At 61.8% G+C, this 18,286-nt stretch carries 23 protein-coding genes; 11 read left to right on the top strand and 12 right to left on the bottom strand.

Features of this window, described 5'->3' with window-relative positions; genetic code table 11:
* Window positions 1–49 precede the first annotated feature (49 nt).
* The 3 genes from MWN76_RS09800 to MWN76_RS09790 all read right to left on the bottom strand — a co-directional run bounded on the left by MWN76_RS09800 (window position 50) and on the right by MWN76_RS09790 (window position 1,687).
* Window positions 50–646 (bottom strand): esterase/lipase family protein, encoded by a 597-nt coding sequence (locus MWN76_RS09800; protein WP_250461226.1) that lies wholly within the window; start codon window positions 644–646, stop codon window positions 50–52.
* Window positions 636–821 carry a hypothetical protein gene (locus tag MWN76_RS09795; RefSeq protein WP_250461225.1) on the bottom strand — a complete coding sequence of 62 codons (186 nt, stop codon included), beginning with the start codon at window positions 819–821 and terminating at the stop codon, window positions 636–638. The genes MWN76_RS09800 and MWN76_RS09795 overlap by 11 nt, the downstream gene beginning before the upstream one ends.
* A gap of 110 nt (window positions 822–931) precedes the next feature.
* Window positions 932–1,687: a DeoR/GlpR family DNA-binding transcription regulator gene (locus tag MWN76_RS09790; protein WP_250461224.1), complete on the bottom strand. Its 756-nt coding sequence runs from the start codon at window positions 1,685–1,687 to the stop codon at window positions 932–934.
* A 184-nt stretch (window positions 1,688–1,871) separates the two neighbouring features.
* Between MWN76_RS09790 and MWN76_RS09785 the strand changes: the two genes are divergently transcribed.
* Window positions 1,872–2,543 (top strand): HAD family hydrolase, encoded by a 672-nt coding sequence (locus MWN76_RS09785; protein ID WP_250461223.1) that lies wholly within the window; start codon window positions 1,872–1,874, stop codon window positions 2,541–2,543.
* Window positions 2,540–2,815 (top strand): PQ-loop repeat-containing protein, encoded by a 276-nt coding sequence (locus MWN76_RS09780; RefSeq protein WP_250461222.1) that lies wholly within the window; start codon window positions 2,540–2,542, stop codon window positions 2,813–2,815. Before MWN76_RS09785 ends, MWN76_RS09780 begins: the two co-directional genes overlap by 4 nt.
* A 41-nt stretch (window positions 2,816–2,856) precedes the next feature.
* Here MWN76_RS09780 and MWN76_RS09775 read toward each other — a convergent pair whose 3' ends face one another.
* The 3 genes from MWN76_RS09775 to MWN76_RS09765 form a co-directional block, all read right to left on the bottom strand.
* The gene (locus MWN76_RS09775) at window positions 2,857–3,171 is read right to left on the bottom strand and encodes a cupin domain-containing protein (protein ID WP_250461221.1); all 315 of its coding nucleotides are present in this window, start codon (window positions 3,169–3,171) and stop codon (window positions 2,857–2,859) included.
* Window positions 3,172–3,378: 207 nt separating this feature from the next.
* The gene (locus MWN76_RS20970) at window positions 3,379–3,468 is read right to left on the bottom strand and encodes a type I restriction-modification system subunit M N-terminal domain-containing protein (protein WP_284500373.1); all 90 of its coding nucleotides are present in this window, start codon (window positions 3,466–3,468) and stop codon (window positions 3,379–3,381) included.
* Between the two features lie 125 nt (window positions 3,469–3,593).
* Window positions 3,594–3,836 (bottom strand): helix-turn-helix domain-containing protein, encoded by a 243-nt coding sequence (locus MWN76_RS09765; protein ID WP_250461220.1) that lies wholly within the window; start codon window positions 3,834–3,836, stop codon window positions 3,594–3,596.
* Window positions 3,837–4,025: 189 nt separating this feature from the next.
* On the opposite strand from MWN76_RS09765, the gene MWN76_RS09760 reads away from it, so the two are divergent.
* Window positions 4,026–4,388 (top strand): hypothetical protein, encoded by a 363-nt coding sequence (locus tag MWN76_RS09760; protein ID WP_250461219.1) that lies wholly within the window; start codon window positions 4,026–4,028, stop codon window positions 4,386–4,388.
* A gap of 126 nt (window positions 4,389–4,514) precedes the next feature.
* Here the strand turns inward: MWN76_RS09760 and MWN76_RS09755 are convergent, their stop codons facing one another.
* The 4 genes from MWN76_RS09755 to MWN76_RS09740 are packed head-to-tail and all read right to left on the bottom strand — an operon-like array spanning window position 4,515 to window position 6,490.
* A complete protein-coding gene (locus MWN76_RS09755) occupies window positions 4,515–5,156 on the bottom strand; it encodes a DUF1109 domain-containing protein (RefSeq protein WP_250461218.1) in 642 nt (213 codons plus the stop codon).
* A 2-nt stretch (window positions 5,157–5,158) separates the two neighbouring features.
* Complete coding sequence (locus tag MWN76_RS09750) at window positions 5,159–5,689, bottom strand: sigma-70 family RNA polymerase sigma factor (RefSeq protein WP_250461217.1); 531 nt, start codon at window positions 5,687–5,689, stop codon at window positions 5,159–5,161.
* Window positions 5,686–6,171 carry a DoxX family protein gene (locus tag MWN76_RS09745; RefSeq protein ID WP_250461216.1) on the bottom strand — a complete coding sequence of 162 codons (486 nt, stop codon included), beginning with the start codon at window positions 6,169–6,171 and terminating at the stop codon, window positions 5,686–5,688. Before MWN76_RS09745 ends, MWN76_RS09750 begins: the two co-directional genes overlap by 4 nt.
* 31 nt (window positions 6,172–6,202) lie before the next feature.
* Window positions 6,203–6,490 (bottom strand): BufA1 family periplasmic bufferin-type metallophore, encoded by a 288-nt coding sequence (locus tag MWN76_RS09740; RefSeq protein WP_250461215.1) that lies wholly within the window; start codon window positions 6,488–6,490, stop codon window positions 6,203–6,205.
* Window positions 6,491–6,670: 180 nt separating this feature from the next.
* On the opposite strand from MWN76_RS09740, the gene bufA2 reads away from it, so the two are divergent.
* The 3 genes from bufA2 (at window position 6,671) to MWN76_RS09725 (ending at window position 8,645) form a co-directional block, all read left to right on the top strand.
* Window positions 6,671–6,943 carry a BufA2 family periplasmic bufferin-type metallophore gene (gene bufA2 / locus MWN76_RS09735; RefSeq protein ID WP_250461214.1) on the top strand — a complete coding sequence of 91 codons (273 nt, stop codon included), beginning with the start codon at window positions 6,671–6,673 and terminating at the stop codon, window positions 6,941–6,943.
* A gap of 101 nt (window positions 6,944–7,044) precedes the next feature.
* Entirely contained in the window at window positions 7,045–7,878 is an 834-nt protein-coding gene (bufB, locus tag MWN76_RS09730; protein WP_250461213.1) for an MNIO family bufferin maturase, read from the top strand.
* Window positions 7,875–8,645: an HvfC/BufC family peptide modification chaperone gene (locus MWN76_RS09725; protein ID WP_250461212.1), complete on the top strand. Its 771-nt coding sequence runs from the start codon at window positions 7,875–7,877 to the stop codon at window positions 8,643–8,645. The genes bufB and MWN76_RS09725 overlap by 4 nt, the downstream gene beginning before the upstream one ends.
* A gap of 209 nt (window positions 8,646–8,854) precedes the next feature.
* Here the strand turns inward: MWN76_RS09725 and MWN76_RS09720 are convergent, their stop codons facing one another.
* A complete protein-coding gene (locus MWN76_RS09720; protein ID WP_250461211.1) occupies window positions 8,855–9,769 on the bottom strand; it encodes a LysR family transcriptional regulator in 915 nt (304 codons plus the stop codon).
* Window positions 9,770–10,003: 234 nt separating this feature from the next.
* On the opposite strand from MWN76_RS09720, the gene MWN76_RS09715 reads away from it, so the two are divergent.
* The 4 genes from MWN76_RS09715 to MWN76_RS09700 all read left to right on the top strand — a co-directional run bounded on the left by MWN76_RS09715 (window position 10,004) and on the right by MWN76_RS09700 (window position 15,842).
* Complete coding sequence (locus tag MWN76_RS09715) at window positions 10,004–11,449, top strand: NAD-dependent succinate-semialdehyde dehydrogenase (RefSeq protein ID WP_345780063.1); 1,446 nt, start codon at window positions 10,004–10,006, stop codon at window positions 11,447–11,449.
* A 222-nt stretch (window positions 11,450–11,671) separates the two neighbouring features.
* On the top strand, window positions 11,672–12,985 hold the full coding sequence (aptA, locus tag MWN76_RS09710) for an omega-aminotransferase AptA (protein WP_250461210.1): 1,314 nt from the start codon (window positions 11,672–11,674) through the stop codon (window positions 12,983–12,985).
* 241 nt (window positions 12,986–13,226) lie between these two features.
* Complete coding sequence (locus MWN76_RS09705) at window positions 13,227–13,826, top strand: HdeD family acid-resistance protein (RefSeq protein ID WP_250461209.1); 600 nt, start codon at window positions 13,227–13,229, stop codon at window positions 13,824–13,826.
* A gap of 216 nt (window positions 13,827–14,042) precedes the next feature.
* Window positions 14,043–15,842 (top strand): aminotransferase-like domain-containing protein, encoded by a 1,800-nt coding sequence (locus MWN76_RS09700; RefSeq protein WP_250461208.1) that lies wholly within the window; start codon window positions 14,043–14,045, stop codon window positions 15,840–15,842.
* 41 nt (window positions 15,843–15,883) lie between these two features.
* Here the strand turns inward: MWN76_RS09700 and MWN76_RS09695 are convergent, their stop codons facing one another.
* Window positions 15,884–17,107 (bottom strand): MFS transporter, encoded by a 1,224-nt coding sequence (locus MWN76_RS09695; RefSeq protein WP_250461207.1) that lies wholly within the window; start codon window positions 17,105–17,107, stop codon window positions 15,884–15,886.
* 268 nt (window positions 17,108–17,375) lie between these two features.
* Here MWN76_RS09695 and MWN76_RS09690 point away from each other — a divergent pair, with 268 nt between their 5' ends.
* Window positions 17,376–18,230, top strand: coding sequence for a carbon-nitrogen hydrolase family protein (locus MWN76_RS09690; protein ID WP_250461206.1), 855 nt, complete (start codon window positions 17,376–17,378; stop codon window positions 18,228–18,230).
* Window positions 18,231–18,286 lie beyond the last annotated feature (56 nt).

Here is an 18,286-nt window from a genome sequence, read left to right as displayed (position 1 = left end):
TTCCGCGATTGCCGGGCCGGATTACCTGTTTATAGTCCAGATCCGGTGTTCACTGCAGGGCGGCAGACAGTTCATCGGCGACAATGGCGATCACCCTGTCGTCCAGCGGCACCAGTCGGTGCAACGTCACCGGTACCTGGTAGTTGGCGCCGAGGGGCAGGCGCGAGCTGGTGTGGGGCAGTATGGTGATGTCGTAGCGGGTCCAGAGGGAGACCGGCTCTGTGGGCGCCAGGCTGTCGATATCGCGGTTCAGCCGCTCCAGGAACTCGCTGCCGGTTCGCAGTTGGCGGCCGCCGTTGTAGGGCAGGAAGTGCGCCCAGAAACTGCCGTAATGGGGGCTGGAGAGAGTGATGAACTTGTGCACCCGCTCCAGCCCGCCGCGCGCCTGCAGGTAGTGCCGCGCGACGATACCGCCCATGCTGAAACCCACCAGTGCGCAGGTGCGTCCCTCATCGATCAGCGCGTCCATCTGTGTCTTCAGCTGGTTGGACAGGAACTCCATCCCGTACCAGCCGGAGTTGTACTGCAGGTGGATATAGTGCGCGGCAAATCCCCGCGCCCTCAGTGTCCGCTGCATCCGGTGCATCGACTTGCCGCGATCGAAGATGCCGGGTATCAACAGCACCGTTCTGCTTTTATTGCGCATCCGTTGTCGCTGCCTCGGCGTTGACGGGGCTGGTCGCCACCTTGTCCGCACCGGTAGCCATCAACGCCGGGCGGTCGTTGCCGGTCGGGAGTTGCGCCATACGGCAATCGTGGGCCGCTGTCGCGAGTGGTGACAACGGGAACGACTGTAGCTGGGGGATCGGGACGGTTTGCATGGGGGCTTCCGGATCGAGCACTGTGCGAACTGATTTTAGTCGAGAGTACAGCTACCTCCTGGCATATTATTCTTCCCCAGTGCGGTAGATTGCCGCCCCGGGGCGACCTGCTATACCGGTACGATTTCCACGCCCTGCTCCGCCAGTGCCTCCAATACCGAGGCGTCGGCGCCGCTGTCGGTAATCAGTACGTCCAGATCGCGGGCCGGTACCACCTGGTGGTGGGAGACGGTACCCAGGTGGTCGCGGTCGCCCATGATCACGGTCTTGTCTGCCTGCTCGATGGTAATGCGCATGATCTCCGCCTCCTCATAGTATTTGGCGGAAAAACCCCGTTGCGGGTGCAGGGCGCAGAGCCCCATGAAACAGAGGTCGAAGTGCATGCGGCGGATCATTTCCGCCGCGCCGGAGCCGACACAGCGCAGCGCCGGTTTGAAGAAGCGGCCGCCGAGCAGGATCACCTCCACCCGGTCGTGGTGGACCAGCTCGCAGGCGATCAGCGGGCAGGTGGTCACCACCGTCAGCGGCATGTCCCGCGGCAGGGCCATGGCCAGGTAGCGGCAGGTTTCCCCGGAATCGAGCAGCAGGGTCATACCCGGCTCGATAAAGGCCAGTGCCGCCTCGGCGCGCTTCTGTTTGCCGGGGTTCCGGCTCTCCAGCCGGTCCGCATAGTCCGGTACGTCCAGCTGCAGCGGCAGCGCGCCACCGTGCACCCGGCGCAGCAGCTTCGTCTCCCCGAGCCTGTTGAGATCGCGCCGCACCGTGTCCTCGGACACGCCGAGCTGCGCGGCCAGGTCGGCGGCGTAGACGCGGCCTTTCAGTTTCAGTTGTTCGAGGATCAGCGTCTGTCGTTCCGCCTGCAGCATGGTGGCTCCAGTTCTGTTGTTTGCCGGTTTTTGCGTGTTTATGCCGAATTCTACTTGAATGGTCGGGAGCGACAAGTCTATCATCTGCGCTTTAATACGTGTTCATGCCGAAAACTGCCGAAAACTGCCGAAAACAGGCATCAATTCGCGTAAAACCGACCCCAACTCTGCAGGGAGGCCAGGTATGCAAGACTGCCAACTCGATTTCGATGCCTATAAAGCGGTCATCTTTGACCTGGACGGTACCCTGGTGGATTCGTCCGCCGCCATCGCCGAGGTGATGGGCCATTGGTGTGCATCACACAACCTCGATCCCGAGCGGGTCATGAACGAGAGCCGCGGCGGCCGCCTGCAGGATTTCCTGCCCGGGCTGGCGCCGCATCTGGACGCGGGCCGGGAGTTCGAATATCTGTGTGCGCAGGAGGCAGTTACCACCACCGGCGTGGCGGCGATTCCGGGCGCCATGGCCGTGCTGGGTCACCTGGACGAGCGCGGCCTGCAATGGGGAATTGCCACCTCCGGTATCAACCAGGTGGCCAGGATGCGGCTGCGCACCGCCGGCCTGCCGCTGCCGGAAATACTCGTCACCGCCGAGATGGTCGCGCGCGGCAAGCCGGACCCGGAACACTTTGTCACCGCGGCCGGGGCATTGCGGCAGCAACCGCGGGACTGCCTGGCATTCGAGGATTCCGAAAACGGCGTGCGCAGTGCCCTGGCCGCCGGCTGCGAGGTGGTGGTGGTCGGCGAGCATACCGCCCTGGAGCACCCGCGCATCCGCGCCCGCATACCGGACTACCGCCCATTGCTGCGGCAACTGGGGATCGCGGATGCCCCTGCCGGGGAAGCGGAACGATGAGTGCGGAATCCATCGACAACAGCCGGGAAAAGTACTGGGACCTGGCCGGCATCGTCGTCGGCCTGCTGGGCTGTGTCGCGCAGCTCAGCCAGGTGATCAGCGAGTGGCAGCGCAGCGGACCCAGCGGCCTGTCGGTGAGCTTCGTGCTCGGCTACCTGCTGGTGTTCGCTTTCTGGCTGGCCTACGGTCTTTTCTTCAGGCGGCCGGCGATCATCGTCACCAATCTGATTGCACTGGTATTGCAGTCGCTGTTGTTGTTGTCGCTGGTCTAGTGATCCATACGCAAAGTTAAAAAAGAGTCTGTGGCCGACCGCTACCGGTAAAACACCGCCAGCCAGATGGTGGGCCTGTCCGGATCGGTCCAGTCGACTTTGTGCCTGGTGTGGGCCGGAATATTGATGCAATCCCCGGCACCCAGGTTCACCTCGCGGCCGGTTTCAAACAGCAGCCTGCCCGAGCCCTGCAATACCATGACCCACTCGTTCTCATCCTGGTCGTACCAGCCGTCGACCGGTGAACTGTGTCCCCTGGAAACGATACGCTCGATTCGTACCGTATCGCTGCGGACGATATCCTCGAAGACTTCGGCACCCAGGTCTTCGGGTAGTGATGCAAAGATATTGTTCATGGCTTCCCACCGTTTCCGTATACACTTTGAGCTGCCCGAATGTAGTGGTCACGTATGCCGCTTGACATACCGCCGCTGTTCAACGCATTCCTCCTCGTCGACCCGGTCTATTAGGCTGTCTGAGCAGCCGTAAGTATCCTTCTTGGTCAATTCTTCCTCAATATTCTTTGGGCGCGGCTGCTCGCGGCGCTCATCGAACACGTCCGATCAGCGCTTGAGGAACAGCATCCCGAAGATGTATTCCTTGAATTCCGAGGCGTCCATCTTGCCGCGCAGGATATCGGCGGCGCTGAACAGGTGGCGTTCGAGTTGGGTGAGGGTTTGGGGTGTCCTGATGGATGCTTGTTTTTAACCACTTATCGGGTCCGGAGGCGCGGGTGGTCTGGTATTGCCAGGGGGCCAGGCGCGCCGGATTGAGGAGATTACTCCGGAGGCTGATCAACCAGCAATTCCTTATAAGGAACTTCCAGTGCATTGGCGATTTTACAGAGGTAGGCAACCGAGACGTTGTACTTACCCCGCTCTATATCCGACAGATGCTTAGGGCTGATCCCCGCCAGTTCCGCCAAATCCTCCTGGGTCCAGCGAGGGTTTTTCTGCTTGCGAAGGGCTTTGATGTTGGAGCCGATCTGCTTCAGAAGCGCTTCTACGTTGTTTTTTTCCATTTGCCACCACCCAACGACAAAGCCATAAGATTAGGGGCATCGGGCGCCCAATAGACCCGGTATATCATGAATTCTCGCTTATTTTCCGGGCATACCATACAATTTTGGGCAATATTACTGATATATCATTATTTTAGATTGGGAGTAGTCTTAGGCAAAAATCAGAGCCACACACAGCGAGGCCAGATAATGGAAGATACAGACCGGCTGTTAAAAAGGATGAATTCGCTTATCCAGAGGGCGACCGCCTTGTCCACGGACCTGGCCGACTTCATCTGTACGGAGTCGATTCCAATCGGCGAGGTTATCGATGACTGGTTGAACCACCGCGGCTCCGGTAAGGCGAATATTACCCTCCGGGAGACGGAGCGGCTGATCGAACAGAGGCAGACCGCCACGCGGGTGAAAGCAAAGCGACGGTTCGCGCCTCAGGAGCTGGGCTTGTTGAGCGACTGGCAGACACTGAAGGTCAGGGCGTTGACCTTGTCCATTAATATCGTTTTGAGAAATTCCACTTCCCGGGAACGGCAAGGCGCGTTGGCGCCAGGATAAACTGACTTTGGAGTGTCCAGCTCTCCCGGGTTTCATGTTCAGCAAGCTTGGCGGGCCTATAGATCTTCAGCGGTTTCTCTCTTCGCCCCCCCCGAATTGGAGAAACAGCGTCATGACGTGTCGAGCCTACCATCTAACCAGGCGTGGAATGACGAGCTTTCCGACAAGTGCGCAAAGCGCGACCGGCGCTACATGCCAGATGCCGAGATGGCCCATCGTGTCGATCGGACAGGCCATTCCGTATGCGAAACTTCCGATCGCACCCGAGGCGATTCCCGTGAAGAGGCTGGCAGAACCGATCGAGACCGGCGCCCCGCTGCGCAACCATAGAACCAGTGCGCCCGCGGTCAGCAGGCTGAAGCCGGAGCCGGCCAGGAAGCAGTGGAAGCCCTCGACGTCATGGGTCAGTTCGCTCGCGAGGCCGTCGAAGCCCAGTACGAGAAGCGTCGATACCGGTAGCAGGCCCAACATGGCTGCAGACCAGCGTGCCCCTTCGTGACCGTTGCCCACGCGCGGACTGGCCATGCGCAGTACTGCGAGTGCCGAAGCTGCGCCCAGGAGGCCCAGCATTCCGTTGGCAATGAAAAAGAAGCCCGAAGCCTGTCCGGAGAAGGCGCCGCGCCACAAACCGTGGAAGAGTTCGACTGCAACCACCGTGGCGATGGCGGCGAGCGTTACCAGCGCTACGCCGCGAGCAATGCTGATCGGGCGGACAGGGACGAGATCTTCCGCCAGCTCGTCGATCAGCGGATTGGGAACCCGATTCATTGTCATTCTGCCTTTTCTACGAGGGCGGACAATCTCTTGAGCCCGCGATGGATGTTCACTTTCACCAGGCTTTCACTCTGGCCGGTTCTGGCGGAGGCTTCGGCGATGGAATGTCCCTCGATCTTGACGAGTTTGATGGCTTCCACCTGCCTGTCGGGCAAATGCACGAAGAGCCGATCCAGGCTCATGCGCGCCATCACCGCCTCCTCCTTACTGTCCTCGGGTGCGTCGTGGTCGCCCAGTTCGTCTTCAGCCGAGCGGTAGACCTTGCGTAGGTGGTCGACCCAGCGATAGCGGGCGATGGCTGCGAGCCAGGGATAGAAGGGGCGGGACGGGTCCCAGGTGGCGCGCTTGGCATGGACCGCTATCATCACTTCCTGCACCAGATCGTCGAGGTGAGCTGGCGGGACACGCTTCCGGAAGAATTGCTCCAGCCACAGCTGTATTTCGGCGAGGAGGGCGCGGTAGATTCCCCGATCGCCGTTTTGCGAGGCGGTCATCATTTGCGCCATCGAGGCTTCGTCGGCAATCATCCCGCCCCCTTTTGCAGTCCGCTATCGGTAGCTCGTGCTGCGGCGAATTGGTAGTCGAGTGAAAGCATTCCGCCCCCATTCGTGATCAGGATGCCCGCGAGCGCTGCCCAGGCGATGTGCGTGCTCCACCAGGCTTCGGGATAGACGAAGACCTGGATCACCATCGTCATCGACAGCAGTATCAGGGCCGAAAAGCGCGTGAACAGGCCAGCCACCAGCAGCACGGGGAAGAGGTGCTCGGCATAAGTTGCCATTGGTGCCGCAATATCCGCCGGTAGCGGCAACCCGGTATATTCATATTCGAAAAGAAAGATCGCATTGTCGCTGACGGAGAGAGCAGTCCCCTCTTCGATTTTCGTTCGGCCCGAGCGCCAGAAGATGCCTGCCAGCGCCACGCGGGTGACCAGGAGCACCAGTCCCTCTGGCAGGTGCGAGGCCAGAATGGTAGTCAGGCGGTCGTAAAGGGAAAGAAGCTTGTGCATGGGCACCTCGCGTGGATCTGGCCGGGGCCGTTCAGCGGTCGATCGGGGTGAGCGAGCCCTTGCCCTTGGGCGTGCTGATCTTCTCGCAGGTGCCCACCTTCACGAGCTTCCAGGCATCGCCCTGATAGTCGCGGGTCGAAGTGCCGGCGCAGCTCGTGCCGGGGCCTGCCGCACAGTCGTTCTTGCCGGCCTTGGCAACACCGTAGCATTTCTCCATCTGCGGGCGATCCTGGGCGGCCGCGGAGGTTGCGGCGAGACCGACGGCTATACCGGTGGTCAGGGCCAGACTTGCGATGCGGGAAATCGATTGTGGGTTCATGATGGTTCTCTCCGAGTAGGGGCGCGTCCCGACCTCTGCGCCGGAACTACCCTTTCATTCGCACACCATCGGCAGGGCGTTACACGACCGGCGAAAAAAATCGATGTAACCAACCGCGGCCCGGCAGCGAAACCTCCTGTGTGCATTCCGCACACTGCATTCACGAGAGGAATCGATACCATGAAAACCACTACCGCTGCAGCCGCAGTAGGTTTTGCACTGAGTTCGTTCGCAGCCCTGGCTGCTGAAGCACCCGCAGGTAGCACCGGTCGCGCTGTAAGCGCCGGAGATACCGTGCATTGTTACGGCATCCACAGCTGCAAGGGGCAGGCCGACTGCGCGACCACCGAGAATGCCTGTAAGGGCCAGAACGAGTGTTCGGGCCACGGGTTCAAGGCGCTGAGCGCGGCCGAATGCCTGAGCAAGGACGGCACCATCGGCGATCTTGGCTGATCCATCCCTTTCGCCCAAAGGCGGCCTGGCGCGACACGTCGTCCCGCTTTGTATCGGTCCGCGTCGAGCCGGGCCGCCATTCCTCATCTGGAGTTTGAACCATGAGCGACATCGCCCCGTTTCACGGTTTCGGTCTCGGTCTGCGTCGCGCACACTATACCGACTTTCTCGAAGGTGCCGTGCCGGTGGATTTTGTCGAAGTGATTTCCGAGAATTACATGGTCGAGGGCGGCAAGCCGCTGCGCGTGCTCGAACAGGTTCGTGCGAAGCATCCTGTAATCCTGCACGGCGTCTCGATGTCGATCGGTTCGGCCCATGGGCTGGACGAGAACTATCTTGCGCGCCTCAAGGCACTGGCCGGGCGGATTGAGCCGCTCTGGGTGTCGGACCACCTGTGCTGGACTCGCACCAGCGCTCACAACAGCCATGATCTTCTACCCTTGCCGCTGACGAACGACGCGCTCGATATCGTCTGCGATAACATCGACCGGGCGCAAGAAGCGCTTGGCCGCGCGATGCTGTTGGAAAACCCATCCAGCTACATGACATTCCCGAACGACGAAATGACCGAATGGAATTTCCTTGCAGCGATAGTGCGTCGCACGGGGTGCTACCTGCTGCTCGATGTCAACAACGTCTACGTCAGCGCGCAAAATCACGGCTTTGACACCACCGAATACATTGCCGGACTACCGCTGGAGCGCGTGCGGCAGATACACCTGGCCGGACACACGCCCGGTGCGATCGTGATCGACACGCACGATCGCGAGGTCTGCGAAGAAGTCTGGGCTCTCTACGCCGAGGCCATTGCCTTGTGCGGCCCGGTGGCGACCATGGTGGAACGCGACGATCGCATCCCGGCCCTGCCCGAGCTGCTGGCCGAGCTGGATCGCGCACGCGCGGTTGCCGCGACGGGTTTCGGGATTTCGGCATGAACGCGCTGGCCGAGCAACAACACAGTTTCATGGCCGCCCTGCTGGACGAGGAACGGATGCTCCCCGCCGATTGGAGCGGTCGTCACGCTGTGGGCCTCGCGATATATCGCAACAACTATCGCACTGCGATCGTCGAGGCGTTGCGATCAACTTTCGAGCGAACCCAGAGACTGGTTGGCGAAAGTGCGTTTCGCCGCGCCGCGACGCACCATGTCATCGTCAATCCGCCCTCCAGCTGGACACTCGACATGGCCGGCGAAGGGTTCGACGAAACGTGCAGGCAGCTTTTCGCCGAGGATCCCGAGGTCGCCGAGATTGCCTGGCTTGAGTGGGCGATGCATCGGGCCTTCGTGGCCCGCGATGCCGTCCCCCTTAGTGCACAGGCCTTTACAGGAATTTGCGCGTCCTTGGTCGATACGGATTGGGAAGACCTGCGCCTGGCCTTCGTCCCGGGGCTAACGTTGGCACCGGTATGCCACGACCTGTCGCGACTTTGGCCGTCGTTGAACGGCGCCGACGAAGAGCCCACTATCCTCTCGCTCGAAACACCCCATTACGCCCTTGTCTGGCGCCAGGGCGAACGCCCTGTCTTCGTCCTGAAATCCGACATCGAGGCGCGCATGCTCGCTGCGCTGGAAAGCGGCGCAACCTGGGGCGATGCTTGTGCGATTTTGGTTGGCGCGCTCGGCGAGGACGGAGCGGTTGTCGAAGCCGGACAAATACTGGGGCAATGGCTTTCGCAGGGACTAATCTGTGGGATAGATTAAGGCTCGCCATCAGGAAACAGCGAAATCATTTCAATGGGCAAGGCGCGCCGAAGTCATTATCAATACCGTCAATCGGGTCCAGAGAGTCAGCGGTGCAGATCAACCAGCCAGGATGCTGGTACGATGTGTTTAGGTGAAAGACCTGATTTCTATCGTCCCGGAAAATTCTGCCAAAGCCAATGATGGCGTGAGATAGTTTCAGCAGCCTGTTAATCAAACAGCGACTCCAGAAACAACTGCACCGCCGGATGCTCCCCCGCGCTCCGCTTGAACGTCGCCGCATTCTGGATCCGGTACCGGAACCGCTCCGGACACAGCGCCACCAGCTCCCCGCGGTCCACATATCGCCCCGCCAGATACTCCGGCAGGAAGCCGACAAACTGCCCGGACAATATCATCGCCAGCCGGGCGGCCATATGGTTGGCGGTGCTCTTTTTCGGGAACAGCCGGTACAGGTGTGCCGCGCCGGAGAAGACGGCGTGGCTGGGGGCGGCCAGTTCCTGCTGGGTCAGTAACTCCTCACTGACATCCGGTGTGTCCGCCAGGCTGTGATGGCGGCCGCGGTAGAGCAGCGACTGGTGCTGGAACAGCGGCCGGTAGTCGAGGCCCGGGCGGCGGGAGTGGAGGGGGTTGATGCCGATGTCGGCGCGGCCGGCGAGGATTTCCAGTTCCAGCTCCTGCGGGGCGGCCAGTTGTACGTCCAGCTCCAGTTGCGGTGCAGTGGCCTTGAGGCGGGCGATGGTGGCGGGCAGGTCCAGTTGCGGAATCTCCAGCACGTCGTCCGGCAGCACCACGCGCAGCAGGCCGGTGAGGCTCGACTGGATGGCGTTGACCTGGCTCTTGAAGGCCTCCAGGTGGCCGTCCAGTTCGTTGATGGCTTCGAACAGGGCCTCGCCCTCGGGGGTGAGCTTGAAGTCGGCGCGGCCGCGGGACCTGAGGCAGAGCTGCATGCCCAGGCGCGCCTCCAGGTCGGAGAGGTGGGTGCTGATGGTGGAGCGGCTGATGTTCAGCGCCACCTCGGCCGGGGCCAGGCCGCCGGCGCGGACTATCTCGCGGAAGACGCGCAGCAGGCGCAGGTCCATGTCGGTCAGGCGGCCGCTCAGGGCGGTTTTGGGATTGGTCATGTTTTGGTGACTCGATGTTTGTGTAGGAGCGGCCGTTGGCCGCGATGCGGAGCTGGAGCTCCGCGTTCCCGGGGGATTGCGGCCAACGGCCGCTCCTACGGGGTTTGGGGCAGCTTAAGGGAAAGTTTGATAGAGGTAAATTTTAGTTCGAGAGATACTACTATACGCAGCTGCCAGACAGGGCCAGAATCGGCGTAACAGCTGTTAAATCCAATAATTGCGAGGAGGTTGGCGGTGCAACTGGCAAACCCGAATTTGTTGAAGCTCCAGAATTATATCGATGGCGGATGGCGCGACGGCGCATCCACGATCGCCGTGCACGACCCGGCCAACGGCGAGCTGCTGGCGCAGGTGGCAGACGGCTCCGCGGCGGATACCGAGGCGGCGGTGGCCGCGGCCAGCGCCGCCTTCCCGGCCTGGAAACAGAAGACCGCCGCCGAGCGCGCCGCGGTGCTGAAGCGCTGGTACCAGCTGATTATGGAGAATGTGGACGACCTGGCGCGCATCCTGACCCTGGAGCAGGGCAAGCCGCTGGCGGAAGCGAAGGGCGAGATCGCCTACGGCGCCTCCTATATCGAATGGTACGCCGAGGAGTGCCGCCGCGCCTACGGCCAGACGATTCCGACCCACAACCCGGCCATGCGCCTGTCCACCATCCGCCAGCCGGTGGGCGTGGTCACCTGTATCACGCCGTGGAATTTTCCCAACGCGATGATTACCCGCAAGGCGGCGCCGGCGCTGGCGGCCGGCTGCACCGTGGTGATCAAGCCGGCGATGGAGACGCCGCTGTCGGCACTGGCGCTGTGCCAGCTGGCTGAGGAAGCGGGCCTGCCGGCGGGCACCCTGAATATGGTGGTAGGCTCGGACGCCCCGGCCATCGGCAGGGTGTTGACCGAGGATGAGCGGGTCGCCAAGTTCACGTTTACCGGCTCCACCGCCGTGGGCAAGCTGCTGATGGCCCAGTGCGCCAGCGGCGTCAAGAAAATGTCCATGGAGCTGGGCGGCAATGCGCCCTTTATCGTGTTCGACGACGCCGACCTGGATACCGCGGTGGCTTCCTGCGTGAACACCAAGTTCCGCAACGCGGGCCAGACCTGCGTCTCCACCAACCGCATCTATGTACACGAATCGGTGCACGATGCGTTTGTCGACAAGCTGCGCGCGGCCGTGACCGAACTGAACATCGGCCACGGCTGCGACCAGGGCGTTGCCGTCGGCCCGCTGATCCACCGCCGCGCCGCCGAGCGCGTCAACGGCCTGGTGCAGGACGCGGTGGCCGCCGGTGCGCAGGTAGTGTTGGGCGGCGACTACCTGGCGGAAGGCGAGAACTACTTTGCGCCTACACTGATTACCGGTGTGAAGGATGACATGCGCATCGCACAGGAAGAGATTTTCGGGCCGCTGGCGCCGGTGCAGACGTTCACCGATGAAGAGGACGTCATCCGCCGCGCCAATGCCACGCCCTACGGCCTGGCGGCCTATGTGATGAGTGAAAACATCCGTCGCGCCAACCGCGTTGTGGAGGCACTGGACTACGGTATGGTGGCCTGCAACGCCGGCGTCTTCTCCACGACGGTGGCGCCGTTCGGCGGCTGCAAGGAATCCGGCATCGGCCGCGAGGGCGGCGTCGAGGGAATGGCGGAATTCTACGAAACCAAATACTGCTGTTTTGGCGCCTGATCCGAAAAGGGCGAACACAGGGTTCGCCCCGACGGATGTTGTCGTCATGCCGGACTTGATCCGGTATCCAGAGAGCGAGGCCCCGATCTGGCTGAGGCACTGGATCCCGGATCAAGTCCGGGATGACGGAGCAACGAACGAGTGTGTAGGGGCGAACCTTGTGTTCGCCCAACCGAGTTGGAAAACGCAACCGAGTTAACAGGGAAACCGCGGAGCAAGAAAATGTCCGAACTGAAAACCGACGCCTTCTGGATGCCCTTTACCCCCAACCGCAGCTTCAAGTCTGCGCCGCGGCTGGTGGAGAGTGCCGAGGGAATCTACCTGACGGAAAAGGGCTCCGGCCGCCAGATCATCGATGCCACCGCCGGCCTCTGGTGCTCCAACGCCGGCCACTGCCGCACGGAAATTGCCGATGCGATTCACCAGCAGGCGAAAAAGCTGGATTACAGCTCCATCTTCAACTTCGGCCACGAACTGGGCTTCGAATATGCCGAGCGCCTGGTGAAGCACACCCCGGACGGGCTCAACCACGTGTTCTTCGGCAACTCCGGTTCCGAGGCCGTGGAGAGTGCCCTGAAGGTTGCGCTGCAATACCAGCGCGCGCGCGGCAAGGGCACCAAGACGATGTTTATCGGCCGCGAGAAGGGCTACCACGGTGTGAACTTCGGTGGTATTTCCGTCGGCGGTATCGCACCCAACTACCAAAGCTTCGGCCAGCCGCTGAAATCCAACCACCTGCGTCACACACTGGATATCGAGCGCAACGCCTTCAGCAAGGGCCTGCCGGAACACGGTGTGGAACTGGCGGAAGACCTGGAGCGGCTGGTGGCCTTTCACGGTGCGGACCAGATCGCCGCGGTGATCATCGAGCCGTTCGCCGGCGCCGGCGGTGTGATCCTGCCGCCGAAAGGCTACCTGAAACGCATCCGCGAAATCTGCGACAAGCACGACCTGCTGCTGATCCTGGACGAGGTCATCACCGGCTGGGGCCGCACCGGCTCCGCGTTCGCCTCCGTCGAGTGGGACGTGACCCCGGATATGATGACATCGGCCAAGGGCATCACCAACGCGACCGTGCCGCTGGGGGCGGTGTTCGTCCAAGACGAAATCTACAAAACGGTGATGGACGCGGCCCCGGAGGGCGGGGTGGAGTTCTACCACGGCTACACCTATTCCGCGCACCCGGTGGCCTGTGCCGCGGGTATGGCGACGCTGGATATCTACGAGCGCGAGGGCCTGCTGACCCGCGCCGGCGGTGATATCGGCCGGCACTGGGAGCAGGCGCTGCACAGCCTCGCCGATCTGGACCAGGTGATCGATGTGCGCAACTACGGCCTGGTCGGTGCCATCGAACTGCGCGCGCCGGAAAACCTCAAGGGTCGCTTCGGCGGCAAGGTATCCGCGATGGCCTGGGAGGCCGGTGTGATGGCGCGCGGTATTGGCGACGCACTGTGCATGTCCCCACCGCTGATCATCGAAGAACACCAGATCGACGAGGTGGTGCAAAAGCTGCGCGGTGTGATCAAGGATCTCTGACCGCCGGTAGCGGTAAAATAAAGCGTTGCCGCCGCGGGGCGGCGACTACAATGAAAAAGGCGGCCCGTGGTCGCGACCGCAGTCTCTGCAGAGTCGGCTGCTCGGTCGCGTCCACGGGTCGCTTCTCTTTTGCCCGGGGCTGCCCGGGGTTCTCCCCCGGGGAATTATTTTCCAGAAAATTTGGAATTCGTGGATCGCGACACTTCAATGGTGCCTTGTTGGCTCAGACAGGGGCAAAACCATGGCAAGCAATCCCACAGATCCAAACATCGAACCCACGCTCAGTACCCGGCCGATCTTGCAGGTATTGTCGGATAACTGGTGGCTGCTGCTGTTGCGCGGTGTCTGCGCGGTCCTATTTGGCATACTGGCCTTCGCCTGGCCGGGGCTTTCCCTGCTCACACTGGTGATACTGTTCGGCGTCTATGTACTGCTGGACGGTTTCTTTGCCCTGGTTGCCGCAGTGCTCGGCCGCCACAAGTCCACGCCGCTGTGGTGGCTGATCGTGGCGGGCCTGATCAGCGTGGCCGCCGGTATCATCACTTTCGCCTATCCGCAGGTCACGGCACTGGTGCTGGTCATCTTTATCGGCGCCTGGGCCCTGGTGCGGGGGATTTTCGAGATTATCGGCGCGATACGCCTGCGCAGGGAAATCGACAACGAATGGCTGTTGATCGCGGTCGGATTGCTGTCGGTGATCTTCGGTATCGCCATCCTGGCCAACCCGGGTGCCGGTGCGCTGGCGCTGGTGTGGCTGATCGGCATCTACGCCATTCTGTTCGGCCTGCCGATGATCTGGCTGGCCTTCCGCGTGCGCAAGCAGAGCAAAGCCTCGGCGTAGTCCGGTCATATCAGGAGCCTGCCTGCGGGCGAAAAAGGCAAGGATTTGCCTGCAAATGGGTTGTCGCTGCCAGACTGGGGGCGACCCCCCGTGTTTACCCGATCCCCAATTATCCCACCGCTTGATTACCCGCAGCCCCGGGGGCATCATTCCCACATCGACCATAAAAAGAAAAACTGCCACTGTCGGTGGCAGCCCTATAATAACGGTCCCACCATGACGAACTCTCTGATCGTACTGGACGCGGATGCAGAAAAAAGCCTGCAAGCCCAGATACGCGAAAAAATCATCCAGGGCATACTGTCCGGCAGTATTCCCGCCGGCCACAAGATGCCCTCCTCGCGGCGCATGGCAGAGCAGCTCGGTGTCGCGCGCAATACGGTGGTGCTGGCCTACCAGCAGCTGGTGGACGACAGCTTCCTGATCACCCGTGAGCGCAGCGGCTTCTACGTCAGCGAGGCGATACAGCAGCAGGGCGTGATCAGCCATACCGCCGCCGTTGCCACTGGCGCCGAACCGGATCGCGCCTTCTGGCGCAGCCACTGCAACCCGGTATCCGTCAGCCGCCGCGCCCTGCAGGCGCGGCCCGCCAACTGGCTGCAGTACCCCTTTCCATTTGTCAGCAACGAATATGACCCGCGCCTGTACCCGGGGGCGGAATGGCGCGAGTGCACCAGGGATATCTACACCGGTCGGGAAGTGGCGCAGTGGGCGACCCAGGGTGCCAATGAAGACGACCGGCAACTGGTGGAGCAGATCTGCACCCGGTGGCTGCCGCGCCGCGGCATCTATGTGGAGCCCGGGCAGATACTGCTGACCAGCGGCCTGGAACAGGCCTGTTACCTGCTGGGAGAGTTGCTGTTGGCCCGCCATCGCGCCCTGGCGATGGTGTTGCCGGCAGGTGGGGAGACCCGCGAGATTTTCCAGCGCACTGGAGCGCAGTTGAACGCGCTGGACCAGGATGGCGATGGTCCCCGGATCTGCGATGTGTTGCGGAACAGCGACTGCTGGTTCCTGCAGCCCAATGCGCACAATCCCACTGCCACCACGACCAGCCTGGAGCGGCGCCGGCAGCTGTTGCAGAGCGCCGGCGAGCGGGGTGCGGTCATTATCGAAAACGACTGCGATCACGAGTTCTGCTACCACGGCAGTCCGCTGCCACCGCTGAAAAGCATGTCCGGTGGCGAATCGGTCATTTACCTCTACCAGTTTCCCAAAGTGATCGATCCGGGAATGCAGCTCGCCTTTGTGGTGGCACCCAAGCCGGTCATCCAGCGCCTGCGCGCACTGCGCTACACACTGCGCGAACGGGTGCCGGCCATCAACCAGCGCCTGCTGGCCAAATTCATTGCCTCCGGCCATCTGGATGCAGCGAGCTTCCGCATTACCCGACAACTGCGTGAACGCTGGACGGCGCTGGGCGAGGCGCTGATGTTCCACCTGCCCAAATTACACGTGCGCCGCGCCAGCTGCGGTACCGCCTGCTGGCTGGAGCTGCCACAGGGGATCGATGCAGAACAGCTGCAGAAGCGCACCGAACAGCAGGGGCTGCTGGTGGAGTCGGTGCGGGAATCCAACGCCCTGCGCATCGGCTTCGCCGCCATTGAGGCGGACAAGATCGAGGCCGGTGTGAGGGTGCTGGCACAGTTGATTAACGGCGAGGTTTCGGATACCGAGGAAACCCTGCAGACAACCAGCGGCCGCCGTCTCGGTGCCGCCGAGCTGGAACAGGAGTTCCCCGGCGCGGTACTGCTCGGCACCAACACGCTGGGGGAGTCCTATCGCATCCAGCTGACGGTCGACGGCACCATGCTCGGCTATTCCCGCAACGATGTGGATGTGGACGAGACGGATACCGGTCGCTGGTGGTTGCAGGGCGATAGATGGGTTCGCCAGTGGCGCCACTGGTCCTACGGCCGCAAAGCGAGTTTTTACGTCGTTGCGGACGGACACCGGATAAAATGGTTTAACGAAACCGGCAAGCTGATCGACAGCGCAATCATCGCCAGGGAGTAAACCCTTTCCTGCGAGAGTGAAGCCTGCGCGTTGAATGCCGATCAGGCCCCGGCGCGGTCCAGTCGCGCCGCTGCCGGCAGCGCCGCCAGGCACACCGCCAGCATGCCGCAGGCAATGACAATCAACTGCGTATAACTGCCCCCGCCGGAAATAAAGTATCCCGCCACCAGTGGTCCGCAAGCCAGGCCCATCTTTGAGGCGAAGCCGCCAAAGGCGCCCATTTGTCCCGCCGTATCAAACCGCGACGCCATGGTCAGCAGGTAGGGGACGCAGAAAGCCCAGGTCATGCCGGTTATGGCATTGGCGATAATAAATACCGGTTTCAGGTCGCTGAACATAAACATCACCAACCCAACCAGTGTCACCAGCAGTGCGATTGCCAGCGGTAGTGCGAGCGGCAGGCGCTGGCCGGTATAGGCCGCCAGTGCCGCGCCGCCGATGGCCACCAGGTTGGCCCAGAACAGCGTCTGGCTGATAAACGGCAGCGGCAATGCAAAAGATTTTCCCAGGTCGAAGATAAATGCGAACAGCGCCATATTGGCGAACTGGAAGCAGAACAGGGAGACCAGTGTGATCAGCATTGGTGCCATGGCTACCCTGATATTGGTCGGGCGTTGGTGTTCCTGTTGTTTTGTTGGCAGTGGGTAACCGGAGAGGAACGGCAGCATCAGCAGTGTCAACGAGCTGAAGGCGATCAATGCATAGAAAGGCACATAAGTGCCGAATTTTGCGATCAACTCCGGCAGGAAGCCCAGCCCCAGAGCTCCGCCGGTGTACTGCACCAGCAGCACCATGCTGTAGGCGCGCCCGGCGATGCCGCTGCGCGCAATCACCGCAAACCCCAGCCCCACCAGCGCGCCGCCCAGCATACCGTGCACCAGGCGCAGTGGTATCAACAGGTCCAGGTTGGCCAGGGAGATGGTCAGCAGATCCATGGCGATGGAGCAGGCCAGCAGTCCCGCGGCGGCGGGCTTCCACCGGGGTATTTTCCTGACCAGCAGCGATACGGCAAAGGCGCCGATCACTGCGCCCATGGTATTGGCGAACGTGATCTCCCCGGCCTGTGCCGCGGACAGCCCGGCACCGGCCATCAGGGAGTCAACGATCACCGGGAAAATATTGACGTAATAGAGTCCTGCGGAGGATAAAAATGCCAGCAGGATACTGGCGGCCCAGCCCTGGCTGCTTGCCCGGGGAATCAAGGAGAAAATTTTTCTCCCGGTGCCATCGGCCGGGCCGGTCGCGCTTTGTGCCGTGTCGCTCATGGTTACTCCGCTCGGGCACTGCCCGTTTTTATTGTCCAGCGTCGGTGAGTTCAGTTTAATTCCTGAAGCTGGCACAACGCTAACGGATTGCGGACCAGAAAATAGGACCAGATGGGCTTCGAGCCTGGAGCCAGAGAAACAAACTAATCGGGCGCTGCGGGTCCGGTGGACTCATGGCCACTGCCAATCTGGACCTATTGTCATTCCTGAGCCTGGGTCAAGATACGGCCAGATACAGAACAGACAACAAGCGGGAAACTGTCTGGCGATGAATAACAACAGCAAACATTTTGGTATTGCAGCGCTGCAGCTGAAGCTGGCGGAAACCGACAACCTGGAGCTGCTGCTGGAGCGGATCCAGGGGACAAAACTGCGTTTCCCGTGGATCGGGATGATCGTGCTGAGCGAACTGGCCCTGCGCGGCGTCGGTACCCAGCATGCCCGGGAGCTGCCCTCAGCGGAGGAGGAGGCCTTCTGCCGCACGGCGAGGGAACTGGGAATCTGGCTGGTGCCGGGCTCGATGTACGAAAAGTGCGGTAGCACCGTGTTCAACACCACGCCGGTGATCAGTCCGCAGGGCGAAGTGGTCGGCCGCTATCGCAAAATCTATCCCTTCCTCCCCTATGAGAAAGGTGTTGCCAGTGGTGATGAGTTCCTGGTTTTCGATATCCCGGAAGTGGGGCGTTTTGGCATTTCCATCTGTTACGACATCTGGTTCCCGGAAACCACCCGTGCCCTCACCTGGCTGGGAGCGGAAGTGATCATTCACCCCACCAAGACCGATACCATCGACCGCCGCGACGAACTCGCGATAGTGCGCGCCAGCGCGGTGACGAACCAGTGCTATGTCGTGGATGTGAACTCTGCCGGCACCCAGGGCGTGGGGCGCTCGATTATTGCCGGGCCCGAAGGGGAAGTGCTCCACGAGGCCTCGGTCGGGGAGGAGATCATTGCATTTGAAGTGGACCTGGAGAAAGTCCGCCGGGTGCGGGAGCGGGGTATGAAAGGCCTGGGCCAGCCCCTGAAAAGCTTTCGCGATACGCAGGTGCGGTACCCGCAATACGAGCCGGGCGCAGTGTCCGAGGCCTATGGAAGTCTCGGCCCATTGAAAGTGCCGGACTGATATTTCCCGATCAACCGGGCCAGTGCGCAGTTGGCAACTGGCTCCGGGTTCCAGGG

It is taken from the genome of Microbulbifer litoralis, from assembly GCF_023634065.1.
GTDB lineage: Bacteria > Pseudomonadota > Gammaproteobacteria > Pseudomonadales > Cellvibrionaceae > Microbulbifer > Microbulbifer litoralis.
This window is presented reverse-complemented; position numbering and strand designations above follow the sequence as displayed.

What these genes read in the sequence shown, in the direction of transcription:
- MWN76_RS09800 (WP_250461226.1), bottom strand. Translation starts at nt 646, where the DNA reads ATGCGCAATAAAAGCAGAACGGTGCTGTTGATACCCGGCATCTTCGAT.
- MWN76_RS09795 (WP_250461225.1), bottom strand. Translation starts at nt 821, where the DNA reads ATGCAAACCGTCCCGATCCCCCAGCTACAGTCGTTCCCGTTGTCACCA.
- MWN76_RS09790 (WP_250461224.1), bottom strand. Translation starts at nt 1,687, where the DNA reads ATGCTGCAGGCGGAACGACAGACGCTGATCCTCGAACAACTGAAACTG.
- MWN76_RS09785 (WP_250461223.1), top strand. Translation starts at nt 1,872, where the DNA reads ATGCAAGACTGCCAACTCGATTTCGATGCCTATAAAGCGGTCATCTTT.
- MWN76_RS09780 (WP_250461222.1), top strand. Translation starts at nt 2,540, where the DNA reads ATGAGTGCGGAATCCATCGACAACAGCCGGGAAAAGTACTGGGACCTG.
- MWN76_RS09775 (WP_250461221.1), bottom strand. Translation starts at nt 3,171, where the DNA reads ATGAACAATATCTTTGCATCACTACCCGAAGACCTGGGTGCCGAAGTC.
- MWN76_RS09765 (WP_250461220.1), bottom strand. Translation starts at nt 3,836, where the DNA reads ATGGAAAAAAACAACGTAGAAGCGCTTCTGAAGCAGATCGGCTCCAAC.
- MWN76_RS09760 (WP_250461219.1), top strand. Translation starts at nt 4,026, where the DNA reads ATGGAAGATACAGACCGGCTGTTAAAAAGGATGAATTCGCTTATCCAG.
- MWN76_RS09755 (WP_250461218.1), bottom strand. Translation starts at nt 5,156, where the DNA reads ATGAATCGGGTTCCCAATCCGCTGATCGACGAGCTGGCGGAAGATCTC.
- MWN76_RS09750 (WP_250461217.1), bottom strand. Translation starts at nt 5,689, where the DNA reads ATGATTGCCGACGAAGCCTCGATGGCGCAAATGATGACCGCCTCGCAA.
- MWN76_RS09745 (WP_250461216.1), bottom strand. Translation starts at nt 6,171, where the DNA reads ATGCACAAGCTTCTTTCCCTTTACGACCGCCTGACTACCATTCTGGCC.
- MWN76_RS09740 (WP_250461215.1), bottom strand. Translation starts at nt 6,490, where the DNA reads ATGAACCCACAATCGATTTCCCGCATCGCAAGTCTGGCCCTGACCACC.
- bufA2 (WP_250461214.1), top strand. Translation starts at nt 6,671, where the DNA reads ATGAAAACCACTACCGCTGCAGCCGCAGTAGGTTTTGCACTGAGTTCG.
- bufB (WP_250461213.1), top strand. Translation starts at nt 7,045, where the DNA reads ATGAGCGACATCGCCCCGTTTCACGGTTTCGGTCTCGGTCTGCGTCGC.
- MWN76_RS09725 (WP_250461212.1), top strand. Translation starts at nt 7,875, where the DNA reads ATGAACGCGCTGGCCGAGCAACAACACAGTTTCATGGCCGCCCTGCTG.
- MWN76_RS09720 (WP_250461211.1), bottom strand. Translation starts at nt 9,769, where the DNA reads ATGACCAATCCCAAAACCGCCCTGAGCGGCCGCCTGACCGACATGGAC.
- aptA (WP_250461210.1), top strand. Translation starts at nt 11,672, where the DNA reads ATGTCCGAACTGAAAACCGACGCCTTCTGGATGCCCTTTACCCCCAAC.
- MWN76_RS09705 (WP_250461209.1), top strand. Translation starts at nt 13,227, where the DNA reads ATGGCAAGCAATCCCACAGATCCAAACATCGAACCCACGCTCAGTACC.
- MWN76_RS09700 (WP_250461208.1), top strand. Translation starts at nt 14,043, where the DNA reads ATGACGAACTCTCTGATCGTACTGGACGCGGATGCAGAAAAAAGCCTG.
- MWN76_RS09695 (WP_250461207.1), bottom strand. Translation starts at nt 17,107, where the DNA reads ATGAGCGACACGGCACAAAGCGCGACCGGCCCGGCCGATGGCACCGGG.
- MWN76_RS09690 (WP_250461206.1), top strand. Translation starts at nt 17,376, where the DNA reads ATGAATAACAACAGCAAACATTTTGGTATTGCAGCGCTGCAGCTGAAG.